The organism is Paenibacillus sinopodophylli (assembly GCF_005930355.1).
Classification (GTDB): domain Bacteria; phylum Bacillota; class Bacilli; order Paenibacillales; family Paenibacillaceae; genus Pristimantibacillus; species Pristimantibacillus sinopodophylli.
The window spans coordinates 893,902-912,513 of sequence record NZ_VDBO01000001.1; the positions used below are offsets into that span (position 1 = coordinate 893,902).

Annotated in this window: 15 protein-coding genes; 4 read left to right on the forward strand and 11 right to left on the reverse strand. The window is 46.8% G+C overall.

Going from position 1 to position 18,612, the window contains the following annotated elements; all coding sequences use genetic code 11:
- Positions 1–28 precede the first annotated feature (28 nt).
- On the forward strand, positions 29–1,498 hold the full coding sequence (locus FGT79_RS03930) for a SulP family inorganic anion transporter (protein ID WP_138751461.1): 1,470 nt from the start codon (positions 29–31) through the stop codon (positions 1,496–1,498).
- Between the two features lie 83 nt (positions 1,499–1,581).
- Here the strand turns inward: FGT79_RS03930 and FGT79_RS03935 are convergent, their stop codons facing one another.
- From FGT79_RS03935 to FGT79_RS03965, 7 genes are all read right to left on the reverse strand, one after another.
- Complete coding sequence (locus FGT79_RS03935) at positions 1,582–2,394, reverse strand: carbohydrate ABC transporter permease (protein WP_138751462.1); 813 nt, start codon at positions 2,392–2,394, stop codon at positions 1,582–1,584.
- On the reverse strand, positions 2,391–3,320 hold the full coding sequence (locus tag FGT79_RS03940) for a carbohydrate ABC transporter permease (RefSeq protein ID WP_138751463.1): 930 nt from the start codon (positions 3,318–3,320) through the stop codon (positions 2,391–2,393). Before FGT79_RS03940 ends, FGT79_RS03935 begins: the two co-directional genes overlap by 4 nt.
- Positions 3,321–3,395: 75 nt before the next feature.
- Positions 3,396–4,736, reverse strand: coding sequence for an ABC transporter substrate-binding protein (locus FGT79_RS03945; protein WP_138751464.1), 1,341 nt, complete (start codon positions 4,734–4,736; stop codon positions 3,396–3,398).
- Between the two features lie 162 nt (positions 4,737–4,898).
- On the reverse strand, positions 4,899–6,635 hold the full coding sequence (locus FGT79_RS03950; protein WP_138751465.1) for a cache domain-containing sensor histidine kinase: 1,737 nt from the start codon (positions 6,633–6,635) through the stop codon (positions 4,899–4,901).
- Positions 6,632–8,182, reverse strand: a complete 1,551-nt coding sequence (locus FGT79_RS03955; RefSeq protein WP_138751466.1) for a response regulator transcription factor — start codon at positions 8,180–8,182, stop codon at positions 6,632–6,634. Before FGT79_RS03955 ends, FGT79_RS03950 begins: the two co-directional genes overlap by 4 nt.
- Positions 8,183–8,344: 162 nt before the next feature.
- Entirely contained in the window at positions 8,345–8,611 is a 267-nt protein-coding gene (locus FGT79_RS03960) for a hypothetical protein (RefSeq protein WP_342778476.1), read from the reverse strand.
- A gap of 31 nt (positions 8,612–8,642) precedes the next feature.
- Complete coding sequence (locus FGT79_RS03965) at positions 8,643–9,083, reverse strand: DUF6376 family protein (RefSeq protein WP_138751467.1); 441 nt, start codon at positions 9,081–9,083, stop codon at positions 8,643–8,645.
- Between the two features lie 121 nt (positions 9,084–9,204).
- Here FGT79_RS03965 and FGT79_RS03970 point away from each other — a divergent pair, with 121 nt between their 5' ends.
- The gene (locus tag FGT79_RS03970) at positions 9,205–10,617 is read left to right on the forward strand and encodes a hypothetical protein (RefSeq protein WP_138751468.1); all 1,413 of its coding nucleotides are present in this window, start codon (positions 9,205–9,207) and stop codon (positions 10,615–10,617) included.
- Here FGT79_RS03970 and FGT79_RS03975 read toward each other — a convergent pair.
- Both FGT79_RS03975 and FGT79_RS03980 read right to left on the reverse strand, forming a co-directional pair.
- Positions 10,601–11,188: a hypothetical protein gene (locus tag FGT79_RS03975; RefSeq protein ID WP_171056068.1), complete on the reverse strand. Its 588-nt coding sequence runs from the start codon at positions 11,186–11,188 to the stop codon at positions 10,601–10,603. The two genes, FGT79_RS03970 and FGT79_RS03975, sit on opposite strands and share 17 nt — an antisense overlap.
- 344 nt (positions 11,189–11,532) lie before the next feature.
- Complete coding sequence (locus FGT79_RS03980) at positions 11,533–13,755, reverse strand: MMPL family transporter (RefSeq protein ID WP_138751470.1); 2,223 nt, start codon at positions 13,753–13,755, stop codon at positions 11,533–11,535.
- Positions 13,756–13,888: 133 nt separating this feature from the next.
- On the opposite strand from FGT79_RS03980, the gene FGT79_RS03985 reads away from it, so the two are divergent.
- Entirely contained in the window at positions 13,889–14,512 is a 624-nt protein-coding gene (locus FGT79_RS03985) for a TetR/AcrR family transcriptional regulator (protein ID WP_171056069.1), read from the forward strand.
- Positions 14,513–14,529: 17 nt separating this feature from the next.
- Positions 14,530–14,817 (forward strand): DUF3817 domain-containing protein, encoded by a 288-nt coding sequence (locus FGT79_RS03990; protein ID WP_138751472.1) that lies wholly within the window; start codon positions 14,530–14,532, stop codon positions 14,815–14,817.
- A gap of 145 nt (positions 14,818–14,962) precedes the next feature.
- Here FGT79_RS03990 and cysI read toward each other — a convergent pair whose 3' ends face one another.
- Positions 14,963–16,687, reverse strand: coding sequence for an assimilatory sulfite reductase (NADPH) hemoprotein subunit (gene cysI / locus FGT79_RS03995; RefSeq protein WP_138751473.1), 1,725 nt, complete (start codon positions 16,685–16,687; stop codon positions 14,963–14,965).
- 55 nt (positions 16,688–16,742) lie between these two features.
- Positions 16,743–18,608 (reverse strand): assimilatory sulfite reductase (NADPH) flavoprotein subunit, encoded by a 1,866-nt coding sequence (locus tag FGT79_RS04000; protein ID WP_138751474.1) that lies wholly within the window; start codon positions 18,606–18,608, stop codon positions 16,743–16,745.
- Positions 18,609–18,612: the final 4 nt, after the last annotated feature.

Consider the following 18,612-nt stretch of genomic DNA (forward strand, 5'->3'; position numbering starts at 1 on the left):
TCGTTTTAGAATGGGAGGTTTATTTGTTTTGCTTACTTCAATTAAAAAATCTTGGTTCTCCAATGTGCGCGGCGATCTTCTTGCTGGCATAACCGTCGCACTCGCTCTGATACCCGAATCCATCTCCTTTTCACTGATGGTAGGTGTGGGACCTATGGTTGGGCTGTACGCCTCATTCTGTATTGCCGTCATCATCTCGATCGTAGGGGGCAGACCTGGCATGATCTCCGCAGCAACAGGTGCAATGGCTCTGCTCATGGTATCTCTCGTGAAGGATCACGGGATTGAATATTTGTTCGCCGCAACTATTCTCGCAGGAGTATTACAGTACTTAATGGGTGTGCTAAAGCTCGGACAGCTTATTCAATTTGTGCCGCATTCGGTCATGCTCGGCTTCGTTAATGCGCTTGGGATTCTCATCTTCACCACTCAACTCGTACATTTCGTCGGTGCAAGCTGGATGATGTATGCCTTGGTTGCTCTAACATTGGTCATCATTTATGTCCTGCCTAAATTCACCAAAGTGATCCCTTCGCCATTAGCTGCGATCATTATTGTTTCGCTGATCGCCGTGGCGATCGGAGCCGATCTCAAAACCGTAGGTGATCGTGGCTTGGTCGAAAGCACGCTGCCAATTTTTCACATCCCTGATGTGTTGTTCTCCTTAGAAACATTATGGATTATATTACCCTATTCCTTCTCGCTTGCTGTCGTTGGATTGCTGGAATCTCTGCTTACGGCTTCCGTACTCGATGAGATGACCGATACAACCAGCAACAAAAATAAAGAAGTACGCGGTCAAGGCATCGCTAATATTGCGACAGGGTTTTTCGGTGGTATGGCTGGCTGCGCCTTAATTGGACAATCCGTCATCAATACGAAGTCAGGTGGTCGCACGAGGTTGTCCACCTTCACTGCCGGCGCTTTTTTGTTTTTTCTGATTATGGTGCTCAGCGATATCGTCAATCAAATTCCGATGGCCGCACTCGTTGGTGTTATGATCATGGTTTCCATCAGCACCTTTGATTGGAAATCCGTTGTAGAAATCCATAAGGTACCTAGAGCGGACGCTGCCATTATGCTCATAACGGTTATTATCGTTTTAATGACGCATGATTTATCGAAAGGCGTGTTTGCAGGGGTTGTCCTAAGCGCCTTCGTCTTCGTTGGTAAAATGGCCAAAATACGTATCTCCAAGTCGGCTGATATAATAGGACCGCGTACGTACAATGTCACGGGACAGCTTTTTTTCGGAACGACTAGCCGCTTTGTTTCCTTATTTGATTACCAGAATGATCCTGAACAGATTACAATCGACTTCAGTCATTCTCATGTCTGGGACCAATCGGCTGTAACAGCCATCATCAAAGTAAAGAACAAATACGAACAATTAAACAAGCAGGTTTCCTTCATTGGCCTCAATGATGAGAGCCAGCTCATTATTCGTAATCTTGGTTTAATTGTACCTAGTACAGCTGCGTTTGCATCGAAAAAGTAACCAATTAGATTAACAAGAAGCCCCTTCCTACGTCCCGTATCGGGAGCAAGGAAGGGGCTTCTTATTTGTGAGTAGAAGTTGGATCAGCCTTTGACAGCCCCACCAGTCAAGCCGCGCACCAGCGTCTTGGAGCCGAACAGAAACAGAATGATAAGCGGCAGCGTACCGAGCGTAAGTCCTAGAATACTGGCCGAATAATCTGTTCGGTACTGAGTTGATAAATTCGCAATACCCAGTGGGAGCGTGTACAGCTCCGGGCGATTGATCGTAACAAGCGGCAGCAGATAGTTGTTCCATGAGCCCAAGAAGCAGATCAGTCCAAGCGTGCTTATCGCCGGCATCAGAAACGGTATGACAATTGAACCAAAGATGCGCGGCTCGGTGCAGCCGTCAATCCGTGCACTCTCGATGACCTCTGTCGGTACCGATGAACGCATGAACTGGGTCATGAAGAACACACCGAATGCATTGTTAAGCCCCGAAATAATAAGCGGTGCATGCGTGTTGTTCAAATGAAACCATTTCATCTCCATTACGAATGCGATCAAGCCAAGCTGTCCAGGAATCATCATCGTCAGCAAGATGAACCCGTATAAAAAGCCTTTCCCACGGAACTCGTATTTGGCGAAGGCAAAACCTGTCATGGCACATACGCCAACGGATGCTGCAGTAAACAATACGGCGACGTAGAAGCTGTTCCAGTAGTTAAGCAGGAACGATGGGCTTACGACTGTTTTCAAATTTTCCAGCAAATAGCTGCTTGGCAGAATCGGAAGCGTTTTGAACAAATCCTCTGAATAATAAGTTCCCATCGTTAACATCATGTAGAACGGGAATAGAAAAACAAGCGATGCTAGTACAAGTACGACGTAGAGCAGCAGCTTTTGCAGCCTCATTTCGAATCACCATCCCGGTTCAGCCATTTCATACCCACAAGTGAGAATAACGCAATAAACAGGAACGTCGAATAGGCGATGGCAGCGCCTTTGCCATACTTGAATGACGAGCCGTTAAAGGAAGCATCGAACATGTACCAGATTGGTGTGAATACGGAGCCATCAGGTCCACCGACCATTGAAGTGCCGGAAGCCCAGCCGCTGTAGAGCAGCATCGGTTCCTCAACCATCTGCAAACCGCCGATAATAGTCGTCACGATGAGAAACAGGTTAATCGGTTTAAGCAGCGGAATCGTAATGCGCAGGAATACATCCTTCGGCGAAGCCCCGTCTATCTGAGCAGCCTCATACACCGAATTATCAATACTAGCCATTCCAGCCGAATAGAACATGAGAAAATAACCTAGGTTTTTCCAGAAGACCATCATAATGACGATCCAGCGAGCTGATGTCGAATCGCCCAGCCAGTTGATTTTCTCCGAAATCCAGCCCAGCTCTATAAAGAGATTGTTGACAAAGCCGCCCTGCCAATCGAACAGAAGAGCAAAAATAATACCGATCGCGACTGGAGTTGTCATATAAGCGCTGAAAAAGCTTAGCCTGAAAAATGTTTTCCGCTTAATCAATTTGCTTTCAATCAGACTCGCGAGCAGCATGCCAATCAACACAAGTGCAGGCAAATAACAGGCAATGAAGAGAATAACATTAAACATCGATTTCCAGAAAAATTTATCATTGAAAAATAATTGCTTATAATTATCTAAGCCGATAAAGTTGCGGTTGCCGAACAAATCCCAATCGGTAAAGCTCAAATAGAGCGTGAATACGATCGGGAATAGGCTAAATACCGCATAAAACAGAAAGTAAGGGGTAATAAACAGATACGGCCATTTATTTTTCCGGTTAAGACCGGCTAGTTTTGCCATCAGTATGCACTTCCTATCCAAAACGGCGGTCCGTGAACTGGTCACCGACCGCCGTCTCTTTTTATCAAATCATGACTATTTCAGTTCAAGCTCGGAATGGTTCTTTTGCAACTCTTCTGTCCACTTCTGTACCGCTGTAACTGCATCAAATTTGGAATCTTGCGCCATTGTTTGCAACGCGATTTCGGAAGCCGTATAGATGTCCTGATCGTACTTCGTTACAGGCACCGCTTTAATGCTAGGGAATACCTTCTCAATCCAGAACTGATTCACATCCATGCCTCCGAAGAAGGAGTCTGCTCCAGATAGCAGCTTAGATGTATCTTCAAAGCTTGCTTTAAGCGGCAGAATGGCTTTAGATGAAGCAAAGCTAATTTCTGCACCTTCCTCAGAACCATACGTACCCTTCAGATACGTCCATGCTGCCTCTTTCTGCTTGCTGTCTTTCCAGATCCCCATTGACGTACCACCATAGCTGAAGCCTCCAAGCGGTGGAACAGCAAGGCCCCAATTGCCGTCACTGCTCTTGTCGTTAGGCTTGATCACGAACTGCGGTGACCAGTTGGCTGCTGGATAGAAAATAACGTTGCTTTGCGAGTAAGAAGCGCTCCATGAAGGCGACCACATGCTCAGCTTGCCTTCATTGTTCAAATCGCGTACCTTCTGCAACTGAGTAAACAGATTAGTAACAACTTCTTTATTAATTGTTGTGCCTTCAACAAGCGGAGTCGTCTGCTGATTAATGAATATCGTGTAAGCATCCATCAAACTGGCGAACATCGTAACCTTGCCCCCGCTCTTGTCGTACACTTCTTTGCCTTTAGCTAGGAATGCGTCCCAATCGGTGAACATTGCCGAGATTGTATCTGAATCATCCGTACCCAGATATTGCTTTGCCAGATCACGCTTGTAAGCTAATGCCCCTGGCGACACTTGAGTATCAAGAGCAACCAGCTGGCCTTTGCTGTTCGAAAGCAGCGGTATTTCGAAATCAAGCAGCAGACTGCTGTCGAAGCTGTATGGCGCTGCGCCGATGTCTTCCATCACATTCAGTGCGTAAATCGCGCCGCGCTGCGCCGCTTCCGCGAAGATGATGTCCGGCAAATCGGAGCCCGATGCCAGTGAGGTTTGGATTTTTTTCAAATAATCTTTAGCCGAAACTTCAACGTACTCAACCTTCACATTCGGGTGATTTTTGTTGAATTCGACCATCAATGTATCATGATTGCTCTTATCCCATCCCCAAATGACCAAATTTCCGTTCTCGGCCGCATTGCTGCTCTCACCGTTGTTGCCTGCGCCTGGTTCAGCAGGCTTGTTGTTACCGCTCGAGCAGGCGGATAAAACGAGAACGAGCGAGATCATTACACTTAGCATTACGCCCGCTGTTTTCTTTGTACGCGTTTTCTTCATCATTCAGTAGTCCCCCTTATCAATTGTCGTACTTATGAACACCGTCTCGGGGTTGCCCTTAAAGCGTTCGCTGGTACTATATGAACTATACCGTCGCGACAAAAACACAACAATGTGACAATCCGATAGTTTTGTTAAAAATCGGATAGCGTTTTTTATACGCTTTCAATCTGTAATCTCTGGCTTTAACGGGAGTGTTATCCGTATGCTCGTTCCCTCTCCCTCACGCGAATCAACTTCGAACCATGCCGAATCACCATACAAATAGGTCAGCCGTTCGCGTATGTTCGCCATCCCAATATGCTTCATTCCGCCGGAATGCCTACTTGTATTAGGCAATGTACCCGTATTAATTTGCTCTACAATCTCTGGCTCGATGCCCATCCCGTCATCCTTGACAGTCAATAGGATTCGGCTGTCCTGCTCTTCGATGTTCACTTCAATCAGGCCGGACGTCTCCCTCTCCGCAAAGCCGTGAAAGATGGCGTTTTCAATTAGCGGCTGAAGCACGCTCTTAGGAATAAGCTGATCTTCCAGTCCTGCCCCTGTCCGCCATACCAGATTAAACCGATCTGCATAACGATACTTTTGGATTTTGGTGTAATGATCAATGAGCACCCGCTCCTGCGAAACCGTGACGTAAAGCCCTTTCTCGCCCAGCTTCACCGCATCATGCAAAATTCCGATAAAGGACTCCACCATTTCCTCCACCGCTTGCTGGTTATTTTTACGCGATAAATATACGACCGTGTTTAGCGTGTTGTAAATAAAATGTGGATTCATTTGGGCGAACAGCAGCTCCGTTGACATCCTTCTTTTGGTCTTCTCCTGTTCGACCCGCTCCTCCATCTGTGTCTCAATATCTTTTACCATCGTCTGGAATCCAGTTCTGAGCACCTCAAGCTCGTCATTACTGCGAAACTTTAATTGAATGTTGTAGTTGCCCATCGAAACCTGCTTCATTGCTTTGGACATTTGAGAAATGGGCCGGGTAATATTCGAAATAATCGGTAAAAACATTAGGGCACACAAGGTAAGGCAGAGTGCTAGAAAGATGGCCCAGTATTGAACAACGTACACGAGGAGACGATAAAATCGTCCTTTGGAAGTGAAGGTGACCACCGACCAATCGGTTTTGTGGAAGGAACGCGTCAAATAATAGCCATCCCTCGTTTTATGGACAACGGCATGAGTCAATGCACTCGAAGAAGCTTCTGTATTCAAATCTTCCGGCATCTGATGATTAAGAAGCCATGCCCCGTCGCTGCGGCTCCACGCATATCGATCAAAGGACGGCTGCAGTGCGTCAAGCAATCCACTGATCGCCTCGAATTTAATGTTGAGCAGCAGCACGCCGCCAATCGCTGGGTCAAAGCGTATAAAAAAACTAATAACCTTCTGGGCCTTGTTGTCGAGAAGCACATGCGGCTCGGTAAATCCGCTTTTTTTGCCAGTATTAATGGCATTCTGAAACCAACCCTTGCTAAGCTCACGCTCAAAATATGGATCAACGTAAAGCGATGACCAGAATACCTTACCATCGGGACGGATAATGGCAGAGCTTGCCAAATAATTACGCAGCACATTAAACTTCGTAAGCTGTACAACCACGTTGTGATAAGCTTGAATTTCATCAAACACCGAATGATACTGCTTCGTTCTTACAAACTGCTGGAGCACCTCATCGTTGACCATATTAGCGGAATATAGCTGTACGTCCTCGATAAACTGATCCATTCGGTCAGCTGTCTGATTGAGTAGAACAACATTTTCCTTCATCGCCTGTGCTTCCAGAATAGAAGAAAACCGCTCCAGCGCAAGAACGCTAATCAACGTAATTGAGAAGGTGACAATAAGAATGACACTGCCCATGATTTTGTTTCGTATTCGACGCACTTTCATCGATTTGCCTCTGATCCTGTGAACTCCTTAGGATGGAGCCCCGTATTTTTTTTGAACACTTGGCTGAAATATTGGCTTGTATTGTAGCCTACTCGCTGCGATACTTCATAAATTTTCAATTCACCTACTGCAAGCAGCTTTTTCGCTTCCATCATACGCAGCGCTGTTGTGAAGTCGAGCAGCGACTGTCCAGTCTCCTTCTTGAACGTCGTCCGCAGATGGACAGCGCTAATCTGCAAATGCTCGGCTACCATTTCCAGAGCTAGATCAGGATCGGCATAATGCTGCTTCACATAATCCATCGCTTTCAGCACCCATCTGGAATAACAATCATTGCGGCGTCTCTCATCATGCCTCTCTTCTGCTAACCGGTAAAGTTCCAGAACGATGTCGCGCGCGTTATCGCCTAATACGATTTGTCCTGTAATGGCACTATCCTTTACAATCCATCGTTCTGCAGCCATCCTAACTGTTGCTCGGAGGGCACTCAAGTCAGAACGTTCTACAATTACGAGTAGATTGCGCTTTAAGGACGAGAATTGTTCAAGCTCATACCCGTCAGCTTCTGCAATTGCAAGATCCACAGGCTGTGCTTGTCGCGTTTTGGCTGCCGCCTGCACATGGTCGAACAGAAATGTCGTCCGATCCGGTAGAAAGAACGAATAATCATAAGCCTGAAGCATCGACGTATATTGCTGATGAATCTGCTCTCTTGATGAAATCGTAGCGATCATTATTTTGGTCGTCCACCCCAGCTCATGCTGAATAATCCGGTGAAGTGACAGCGAGATTTGCTGAAGCGTGTACTGTAGAATGAGTGCGCTGTTAGGCGAAGTAAGCTTAAGCATAGCAACGTAGCCGGCGTTATCCATTTCCATGACAAATACCTGCTGAAGCTGCTCGAACTCCTTCTGCAATAGACCTCCCAACGCTTCCCACCATTCTGGTTCGCCGCTTCTCCCTGCGCTCCGGGAACCTTCCATCTGCATGACTGGCTTCTTCTCGAAATAAAGAATGGCGGCTTGTCCGCCGGTCACCAACTGCTCGGCAGCAGCTGAATCTGCAGGAAATCCATCTGCTCCATAACCTCCCTCCAGTCTGTTTCCGGAAAGGAGTGCTTTAATCTGCTGCCTGTTGATGGAGCGCTTCTCCTGCTTATCTACCTCGATCTCGCTGCGCAATATTAGTAATTGTTCAAGCAGTCGATTACGGCTAATTTCATGCTTGAGCAGATAATAAGCGGCTCGCATCTCAATAGCCTGCCTAGCGTAATCAAAATCACGGTAAGCAGTCAGAAATACAATTCGCGTTGCCGGGCTAATTGCATATATGCGCTTGCCAAGCTCAAGTCCGTCCATCGGGGACATTGATATATCTGTAATGACGATATCCGGCCGATACTGCTCGAAGAGCCTCAGTGCCATCTTCCCACTTGTAGCTCGTGCTGATATTTCGAAGCCGTATTCCAGCCATGGTACCATCTCTTCTACGTTTTCCAAAGCTAGCGGCTCATCATCCACAAGCATTATTTTGATCAAATCATTCATAGGTCAACACCCTCGTTCCAACTTGTGTTTAATCTATATGAGGTATAGCTTATTTATACAGGTCAAGTCAATACGTATATCTAAAAACCGTTTTTGTCAGCTTGTATCCATACAGAAAAAGACCCCGTATAAATACGGGGCCTTAACTACTCAACTATGCAATTATTCTTGTTTCTCCAACTTTTCCTTGGCGGTTTCGATTAGGAAATCGAACAGCTCATCGTCCTCTTCCAATAAATCCTCAAGGGCAAGCAATTCCTCTTCTTTACCCGATTCATGAAGAAAGAACAAGCCGTAGCCCCATTCTTTCCCTCGTTTGCTATGAAGTGCGATTTCGTATTCATTCTTATGTCCTTCTACTCCGAAGTGCACCTTACCTACATAACCGTCTTCCTTCGAATAGGTCATAGTTGCTTCCAAAACATTCACATTAATCAATTTCGTTCTTCCTTCCTACTCGTTACGGTGTGAGCTGGTTAATCTGATTAAGCAGCTCATTGATTTTGTTGATCGTATCCGGAATTCCCGTAGAATCGAATACCGCTCTTCCCTGTTCAATATTAGTGAGAGCTTGATCGATTCCCTTCTGCAGCGTCGCGTTATAATCCGCAATCGACTGATGGAGATCCTTGGCATAATCCGGCACTTGCAGACCTTCATACTGAATGACCTGATCCTTCAGCGCTACCAACTGCTGCTTCAGGTTCGTTCTAGCATCAAGATCATTCATTGCCTGCTCTGCAAGTCCATTCATATTTTGTCCAAAGTCTGTAAGCGATTGTAAGTAATCCGTCGTTTCCGTTGCAAAATTTACCGTTTGACCTACTTCTTCAATAATACCACAGCCAGCGGTCATAAGCATTACCGCGATCATTAACATCGCTACACTCCGCTTAATCATCGAACTCCTCCTCGTTATAAACGTCCTGTTACGTGATGAACGCCTATCTTTGATCCTGCATACATTACTATACGAGTTCAGCAGATGCTGGTTTCGTGTATGTCACAAGGAGATGATTGAAATGGTCATTCAATTAACAGCTCTGCACTGGTTATATTTGGTATTCGTCCTTGCCATTATTGGTTTCATGATTATGCGGCGAGATACGACTTTAATCTGTATTGCAGGCATTCTAGGCATTGGCATTCTTGCAACAGCTTCAGCAAGCGGCTCGGTAAGCGGGATATTTAACAGCTTTATTTATGCGATCAAGGAACTCCTCGGTACGATTCTCATCATTTCCATTATCGTAGCTATGAGCCGTATACTCATCCGAACAGGTATAAACGAAATCATGATCTCACCTTTTACAAGGTTCCTAAGAACCCCGTCTCTGGCATTCTGGGGCATAGGCATTATAATGATGGTAACCTCATGGTTTTTCTGGCCGTCCCCTGCTGTCGCTCTAATCGGTGCAGTACTACTTCCTGTCGCAATTCGAGTTGGTTTACCGGCACTGGGTGCCGCTGTTGCCATGAATTTATTCGGTCATGGCATTGCATTATCAGGCGACTATATCATTCAAGGAGCGCCTAAGCTAACTGCGGATGCAGCAGGCATTCCCGTAAGCGCAGTCATGCAAGCGAGTATCCCGCTCGTCATCGTTATGGGCGCCGTAACTACTGTAGCAGCCTTCTGGATGATGAAGCGGGACCAGAAGTCAGGCAAATGGAGAGACGGATTAATTGCTTCCTCTTCGTCATCTGCTTCGGACCATGATCCTAAAAATATAGCCGACCGCAATGCACTCTCGCTCCGTACGAAACGAATCTTAGCGATAGCCATCCCTATACTCTTCGCGGTCGATGTCCTTGCCATGTATATGCTTAATTTGCAAGGAGGAGATGCTACCGCCCTTATTGGCGGCACTGCAATCCTCATTATGCTGTTCATTACAATGCTTACGCATCGCGGAAAAGGCTTCGAGAAAACAACCAGCTATTTAATTGAAGGATTTGTATTCGGGTTCAAGGTATTCGGCCCGGTCATTCCGATTGCGGCTTTCTTCTATCTGGGCGACTCTGGCTTTCTATCGATGTTCGGTGAGAAGCTTCCAGGCGGCTCCCTCGGAATCGTCAACGACTTAGGTATCGCACTTGCGCACATCGTTCCTGTGAACGGAGTTGTCGGCTCGATTACACTGACGGTTGTAGGCGCGGTTACTGGTCTTGACGGCTCTGGCTTCTCTGGCATTTCGCTCGCAGGCTCCGTCGCCCAGCTGTTCGGCCAAGCGATCGGCTCTGGCATTGCGACATTGACAGCGCTTGGCCAGGTTGCTGCCATTTGGGTTGGCGGCGGCACGATTATACCGTGGGCACTCATTCCTGCTGCCGCTATTTGCGGAGTTGATCCCTTCGAGCTAGCTCGTCGCAACTTGAAGCCCGTACTAATTGGATTGAGTGTGACAACCATCGTTGCTATGTTCTTGATTTAAGCTGTTTACTCTTCATCATGAACAAGATTAAGAACGAGGAACCTAGCACGACTATTAGAATGAATATAACAAGGCTGCGCGGGAAAGACTCTCCCTCCTGCTCTTCAGCGCTGAGGGGCTGCGGCGGCAACGAGCCGCTGCCTAGCTGTGCAATATGCGAATCAGCATCGCTACGAAGTAAAGTTCCGCTGCATAAGTTCACTTCAAGCGCAGCACCTGTAGCTCTGGCATAAACCAAATAGCGTTCTCCTTCTTTGAAAGTATAGCCGCAGCTGTCCTCACTGCCTGCCGTAAGCACTTCTATCTTAGGCGCTACATGTCCCTTCCATACTTCTGAAACCTGGAAGCTTGTTTTCACAGAAGTCCCGTTAGATCGTAACCACGCTGCAGCAGATGGTTTCACAGAAACCGCGGTACCTTCGAACACCGCGTCGCTTTTGTTCATTGTATCCTGTATAGTACCCCGTTCTACACATGAGCAAGCCAGCGCCGTTTTTGGTGAATACAATAAACTGGCGAATAAGATAAGTACAAGTGCCCCCACAATCATGCTACTTTTTTTGTTAAACATTAGATACCCCCGAATATCTCTATGTATTAGGTAAAAAGAAACGTCTGATAGCGTCCTTTCTATAGACGCCATCGTTTCTGCGAAACCTATAGGGAAAGCATATGTAAAATCATATACTATCCTATACGTCAAAAAAGGCCTTTAAACTAAGACGCATTTCACTGGAAATATGTTGCATTGTTGGGAATAAAAAATGCTCCTCGCATAGCTTAGGCTACGTGAGAAGCATTTTTTTGTGTATGAACAGCTTAACTAACTTATGAGTACTTTACAGCTTAAATTAGCTTTCTCGCAGCGATATTTCAATTTTGAAGTTCAAGCATTCATTTCGGTAGTGAGCTGTACTAATGATTCGATGTTTGTTTGGATTCTTCTACGAGCTCAACCTTTGCCGGCCAAAATGCTTTTTTGCCAAGCAAGGTCGTAATCGCTGGCACGAGGAACGGACGCACGATAAACGTATCCATCAGGACGCCTATTGCCGTTATAAGTCCGAATTGGACAAGCACTTGAATCGGCAGTGATGCGAGTACTGCGAACGTAGCCGCTAGAATCAAACCTGCGGAAGTGATAACGCCACCTGTTTCGCTCACGCCTTCCTTAATTGCCTGCTTCAAAGGCATGGTCTTTTTCTTCTGCCAGATGCTAGAGATCATAAAGATGTTGTAATCCTCGCCTAGTGCAATTAAGAATACGAACGCGTATAACGGAATCGCACCTTGAATGGCATCAACACCCATAAAGTAATGCAAGATGATCCAGCCTAAGCCTAGCGCTGCTGCATATGAGAGCAATACCGTTCCAATGAGATACAATGTGGCCGTTATTGATCTCAGATATGCTAACAGCAATACCATAATGAGGCCGATGACTAACGGAATGATCACAGAATTATCTCGGTCAGTCAGCTCTTTGGAATCGTACTGCGTCGCTGTCTGCCCGCCAATCCATACCTTCTGGTCTGGATCCGCAACCTGTGCTCCTGCAAGCTCCGTCTCCGCCGCCACTCTGAGAAGTGGAATGGTATCCATCGCCTCCTGCGAATAGGGGTTCGTATTCAGAATGACGGAATACGACAGCATATTCGGATCATCAATGCTTTGTTTTGGCTCTTGAACGTGATCAACAAGGGCAACTTTAGCCAGTTTGTCTGCCACATTTGCATTCGAACCATCCGTCTGCACAACTACAGTAATAGGTGCTAAATCACCAGGCGTGAAGGTTTTGGAAATAACCTCAAACCCTTCTCTTGACGGCATATCCTTAGGGAAAGAGGACAGCAGATCGTACGTAAACTTAATTTGACTTGAGAAGCTTGCCAGAATACCTAATATGACAACGGATGAAATGACAACCATCCAAGGTTTCGCAATAACAAGACTGCCGATTTTGGAGCCCAGTTTTTTGTCCGGGTTCGGCTTGCGGTAGGTTTTTCCTTTCTTGCCGGCACGTACCTGCTCCATAAATTCCGTGCGAGGAATGAATGGGAAGAATGAAGCTCTGCCAATAATCGATAGCAAGGCTGGCACAAGTGTTAAGCTTGCAATACCCATAATAAGGATCGACAAGCTGAATGGTACGGCAAAGCGTTCATAAGCGCCGTATTTTGCCGCAAGCAATGCAAGCAATGACAAGACAACTGTAAATCCACTCATTGCGATCGCACCTGAAGCATCCTTGAAGGAGCGTTTCAGTGCTTTCATCTTATCGTTCTCACGCGTTAATTCCTGACGGAAATGCGAGATGAAAAATAAGCAATAATCAGTGCCCGCTCCGAACAACAGTACCGTCATGATCGATATAGCCTGTGCATCGACCGTAATCCAGCCTTCTCCAGCCATCCAGCCGAGCAGCGGGCTCGTGACAGCGTAAGCAAAGCCAACTCCGATCAAAGGAATGATAGCCAGAATCGGCGATCTGTAAATGAGCAGCAGCAGCACAAGCACGATAAGCACGGTTGCAATAAGAAGCGATACGTCTGCTCCCTTGAACAGGTCAGTAGCATCTACTGAAATCCCTGCTGGTCCACTTACCCGCACGCTTAGTTCGGAAGCATCATCTACAGCAACCTCGAACGGTTTCTTGCCTGAAGCATCACCGATGATCGATTTTATCTCCTCGATATTTTCTTTAAGAACTTCGGTTTCTGCATTCTCACCAAATGCGATGGGCTGTACCAGCGTCGTACCATCTTCAGAAGCGAATGCTTCTAGTGCTGGTAGCGGCAATTGATGAAGTGGTACGACTTCACCTTGCTCCTTCAAGGGGTTTTCTACGATATGCTGAGTCGTTTTCTGAATAAGGCTATAGTCATCATCCGATAATCCACCTTCACGATGCCAGACGATTAATGCCGGAATACCTGATGAACTAGGGAATTTCTCTTTAATGAGCTGATCCGCAAGCACTGACGGACTGTCAACCTCAAGATTCGGAGCATTGCTCTGCTCCTTTTCTCCAACAGCAGGAAGAAACACGCTCAGAACTGCAGCAAGTATGATCCATGCGATTAGTGTAACCCATCGCGTACGAGGTCCTGCAATTACCCCTGCTAATTTTTCGATCATTTGACAAATCCTCCATTTCACATTTTACCTGTTATCGTTTAAAATAAAACCAGGCGATGATTTAATTATATATACCCGAAGGTTAATTAATCAATCTAAATTTATTACAATTTGATGAATGGAGGTCATGGCCATGAGCGACGAGCAGGTAAAACGCAAGCCAGGCCGCCCAAAAGGCACAGGTTCGATTCAAACGATGCAGCAAATTTTACGTACAGCAGCCTTTCTATTTATGGATCAAGGCTTTGAGAAGGTATCCTTGGAAGGTGTTGCGAAGGCTTGTGGCGTTACCAAAGCCAGCGTCTACTATTATTTCAATAACAAAAGCCATCTCTTCACAGACTGTCTTCAATTTGTGTTGAAAATGGCTTATGACAATACGGCTATCCTTCTCCTTGTTGACGGTACGCTCAAAGAACGTTTGCTTAGCGTTGCCGTTCGCCATATGAAAAACGCACATGTTGAATTCGAAACGATGATGCGTGAAGCATCTTCAGGCTTATCATTGGAGCAGATCGATAGCATTCGTGCAAGCGAGAATGCGCTGCATGTCCTTATTTGCTCTGTATTTAAGAAAGCGATGGATGAAGGTGAAATTGCTGTGAGTGATCCGTTGCTGCTTGCCCACCTTTTTACAGCCATGCTGACCGTACGTAATCGCAAAGAAATTATTAATGACGAAAAAACAGTGGAACAAGCTGCGTTCGAAATCGTAGAACTACTGTGGGCTGGTTTAGAACCGCGTTTGAAAGACTAATAATCGGAGGTAATCACATGTTCAAAACGGCCATGGGCCGACTGCGTGTCGTCGGGTTTTATGAAGGTATTTCTTTTCTTGTACTGCTGCTCATCGCTATGCCACTTAAGTATTGGGCAGATATTCCCCAAGCTGTAACCGTTGTCGGCGGATTGCACGGACTATTATTTGTTCTTTATATGCTCGCGGTACTCCATGTATGGATCGTTCACCGCTGGTCGATCTTTAAAGCAGCAGCCGCGTTCATTGCAGCATTCTTGCCATTCGGCACATTCGTGCTTGATAAGAAACTGCTTCGCGAATAATAACAAACAAGGTGAAACGGCTGTCGCCGTCCTTTTGCGGCGCGGCGCGTTTCATTCCGAGAAATACAAGAAGGGCAGTCCCATCGTCATCTGTGATGACATTGTGACTGCCCTTCTTGTATGGCTACCTGAATTATGATCGCTTCTAGTTGTGGAATTCCTGTCCATCATGAACAGCTTTCACATAACCAGCACGGATAACAAAATCACCGAAATGCTCTCCTGCATCACGTTCCTTCGCATATTGACTAATAATTGGGCGAAGAGTGTCCAAAATTTCGGTTTCATCAATGTTCTCGCGGTAAAGCTTGTTAAGTCTTTCACCAGCATGGCCGGCACCCATATACATATTGTATTTCCCAAGTGCCTTACCAATAAACGAAATTTCACCCAGAGCAGGTCTTGCACAGCCGTTCGGGCAGCCTGTCATCCGTATATTAATTTCTTTGTCGCGCAGGCCAGCTTCGTTAATAATCGGCTCTAGCTTGTCAATGAGTGACGGCAAGTAACGTTCTGCTTCTGCCATTGCCAGTCCGCATGTAGGCAATGATACACAGGACAATGAGCTTCTGCGAAGTGCAGAAAGATGTGCTCCATCCGTCAATCCGTATTGCTCAGCCAGCTCCGTAATTTTACGTTTCTTCTGGCTAGTCACGTTGCCGATAATCAAGTTCTGGTTTGGTGTAATGCGGAAATCGCCGGTGTGTACCTTGGCAATTTCTCTAAGTCCGGTCATTAGCGGGTATCCTTCTTGATCATCAATACGTCCGCTTTGAATGTACAACGTCAAATTCCATTTGCCGTTGCTACCCTTCAACCAGCCATAACGATCGCCGTTATTCTCGAATTGATAAGGGCGTACATCCTCAAGCTGCCAACCCAAACGATTCTGCAGCTCCTCCTTGAACCATTCAATACCGTGACGATCAATCGTATATTTGAATCTTGCGTTTTTGCGGATCGAGCGGTTTCCGTAATCACGCTGGATCATAATCGTTTTCTCTGCAAGGGCCACAATGCGTTCAGGCGGGCAGAAGCCTATGACCTTGCCAAGCTGAGGGTAAGTTGTCGTATCGCCATGGGACATGCCCATGCCGCCGCCTACCGAGATATTAAAGCCTTTCAGCTTGCCTTCCTCAATGACAGCGATATAACCGATATCCTGAGAGAATACGTCAACATCATTGTAAGGCGGAATAGCAAAGCCGATTTTGAACTTACGAGGCAAATAAACGGGACCATAGATCGGTTCAACCTCTGCTCCGTCCTGCTGACCGTCCACAACCTTCTCGCCATCCAGCCAAATTTCATGGTATGCCCGAGTGCGCGGTGCCAAATGATCGTTGACCTGACGCGCCCAGTGGCTAACCTCGCCATGATGATCGGATTGAAACGGATTAGGACTGCACATGACGTTGCGGTTAACGTCGCCACAAGCAGCTAGGGTCGTCATCAGCTCGTCATTAATTTTTTTGAGCGTAGGCTTCAGATTCCACTTTAGAATCCCGTGCATTTGAAAGGTTTGTCTAGTTGTCAGCCGCAGCGTGCCGTTGCCGTATTTATGCGCAAGTCCATCCATGGCAAGCCATTGCTGAGATGTCGCTACACCGCTAGGCAGCACAACACGAAGCATGAATTGAAATGCAGGTTCAAGCTTCTGACGCTCGCGTTCGTTGCGCAGATCTCTGTCATCCTGCATATAGCTCCCGTGAAACTTCAACAGCCGATTGTCATCCTCAGGCAATCCGCCTGTAATCGGATTTTTCAGCGTTTCTACCAACGCTCCGCGCAGGTAGTTGCTTTCGATTTTAATATGTTCGACTTCACTTGGAGGCCCGCCGATCGGTTTAACCAATTGCTCTTTTGCCATTATTGCTGTCTCCTCTCGCAATCATTCGCGAACTTATCTTGTTGTTCATTATTTATTAATATACGTCACGCTGGTAGCGCTGCTGCTCTTGCATATTATCCAAATAAGCAGCAGCTTCTTCTCCGCTTAATGAACCCTCTTGCTGGATCACTGTCAACAATGCGGAATGCACATCATGTGCCATATGCTTCTCGTCGCCGCAGATATATACATGAGCGCCTTCTTGCAGCCATGTATAGAGTTCTTTACTATTCTCAAGTACGCGCTGCTGCACATAAACCTTCTCTTCCATATCGCGGGAGAATGCTACGTCAAGCTTCGTTAATACGCCATCCTTGAGCATTCTTTGCCAATCGGTTTGATACAAGAAATCAGTAACGAAATGGCGATCGCCATAGAACAACCATGTTTTACCTTCTGCTCCAAGCTCCTCACGCTCTTCAAGGAACGAACGGAATGGAGCAACGCCTGTTCCCGGTCCAATCATGATAACAGGCACGTCAGGGTTCGAAGGCAGCTTGAAGTTCGGATTCTGTTGAATGTAAATCGGCAAGCTGTCACCTGGTTGAATGCGGTCTGCGCAATGAATAGAGCATACACCATAACGGTCACGGCCATGCGCTTCATAACGGACAGCACGAATAGTCAGATGCACTTCGTCCTCATTAGCCTTGAAGCTGCTGGCGATGGAATATAGCCTTGCAGGCAGCTTACGCAGAATCGATGTCAAACTGCTGGCAGTCGCTTTCCATGGTGCGAAGTCTTGTACCAGATCAAGCAGATCACGGCCACTCGCATACGCCTTGAGTTCTTGCTCTTTGCCTGGCGCGAGTAGTTCACTTAGTGCTGGATTAGCGGACAGTTCTGCTGCTTGCGTAAGCAGCGGCTTCGTCAGGACTGAAATTTCATAGTGCTTCAGAAGAGCGTCCCGCAGCGTACCTTGATCGCCGTTCTTATTTATTGCAACGTTTTCATCGGGATTGAAGTTAAGCTCTTTAATAATCGCATCCACTAATTCAGGATGATTCTCCGGGTATATACCTAGGCTGTCACCAGGCTCATACGATAAATCAGAGCCTTCGAGTGACAGCTCCAAATGACGTGTTTCTCGATCGGAGCCGCGGCCGTTCAAGTTCAGGTTAGCCAGCACCTCGGCTTTAAACGGGTTGGAACGTGAGTACGCGGATTGCGCGACAACTGCCTCCACGCCTGCACCCTGTACTGTAGCCGCTCCTGTGCTGGAAGCACCGCTAAGTCGCTCATTCAAGGCGCTAATAACCTGTGCGGTCCATGCTGCAACTGACTCATCATAATCAAGATCGCAGTCTACACGAGGACTAAGACGCTTGCCGCCCAACTCCTCAAGACGCTGATCGAAATCTTTGCCTGTTTGGCAGAAAAACTCATAAGACGTATCACCAAGTCCGAGAACCGAGAAGAACAGATTATCGAATTGCGGCGCGCGTTTGCTGTATAGAAGTTCATGGAGAGCGCGTGCATTATCAGGCGGCTCGCCTTCGCCGTGCGTGCTTGCAATGACCAATAAATTTTCGACTTTTTTCAAACCGTTCATTTTGAATTTGTTCATTGCAGCAACGGTAACCTGCATGCCTTGCTCTTCGAGCTTGCGTGCAACACCTGCAGCCAGCCTCTGGCAATTTCCAGTTTGTGAGCCGAACAGAATCGTAACCTCGCGCGATGCTGCTGGCGCTTGGTTCACGGCCTCAATTACTTGCGTGCTTGGCGCTTCAGAAGCGGCCAGAATGGCGTCTCCAATAGTTGGCGTGCCAGCGGATGCTTGACGAGCAAACATGTAGCCGGTCAGCCAAATTTGCTGAGACTCGGTCAGTGTTGGAAGCAATCGGTTCAATAGCTCAACTTGCTCCTGATTAAAAGGACTGTTCGTTACTTGAAGTTGCAACAAT